Origin of the sequence: Agromyces binzhouensis, from assembly GCF_004135055.1 — a bacterium.
Classification (GTDB): Bacteria; Actinomycetota; Actinomycetes; order Actinomycetales; family Microbacteriaceae; genus Agromyces; species Agromyces binzhouensis.
In genome coordinates this window covers 1-684 of sequence record NZ_SDPL01000771.1, presented here as the reverse complement: position 1 = coordinate 684, position 684 = coordinate 1, and the positions used below count along the sequence as shown (strand labels likewise).

General features: G+C 76.2%; 1 protein-coding gene. It reads right to left on the bottom strand.

The window, feature by feature from the left end:
* Positions 1-684, bottom strand: a 684-nt coding sequence (locus tag ESO86_RS18145; RefSeq protein WP_207207237.1) for a hypothetical protein, incomplete at both ends; no start/stop codon positions are given.

The window sequence follows — 684 nt, the reverse complement described above, 5'->3', positions numbered from 1 at the left end:
CGCCTCCCGGTCGGCGGCGCGGACGGCCTCGAAGTCGGCCACGAGCGGCAGGCCGCCCTCGGCGTGCCAGGCCGGTTGCGGCATCCGCTCGAGGGCCCTCGCCACGCGTGGCGACGCGAGTCGCCAGCGCACCTCGAACCGATCGCTCCGGTCGCCCCCGGAGATCGCGTCGCGGAGCTCCCCGTAGAAGTCCGGGCGGTACGCCGCGACCTCCGCGCCGAGGCGCACCAGGTTCATGCGCGCGTTGCGACGGATCAGCGGATCGTACGTCCAGCGCACCTCGTCGATGCCGTGGTCGAGGCAGATCGCGCGCTGCCGCAGCTTCAGCGCGACGCCGATCCCCCGCCCCCGCGCCGCAGGGTCGACGGCGTTCATGTGCGAGTGCACGTGCAGGCCGCCCTCCCAGCCGAGGAAGCCCAGCGCCGCGCCGAGCGGCGGGTCGGCGGTGGCGTCAGGTCCCCCGGCGGCGGCATCCGCACCGGTCGGCGACGGAACCGCGACGAGCACCGTGTTGCCGGCATGCGCGATCGCCTTCAGCGATGCCAGGTCGACCGTTCGGCCGACTCCCCAGGTCGCGTCGAAGCGCGCGAGCGCGCCGGCGAGCTCGTCGGGCCGTGCCTCGCGCGTGACGACGCCGGCGCGCCGGTCCTCCTCGTCGGCGAGCGCGTGCGCGCGGGCGAGGGT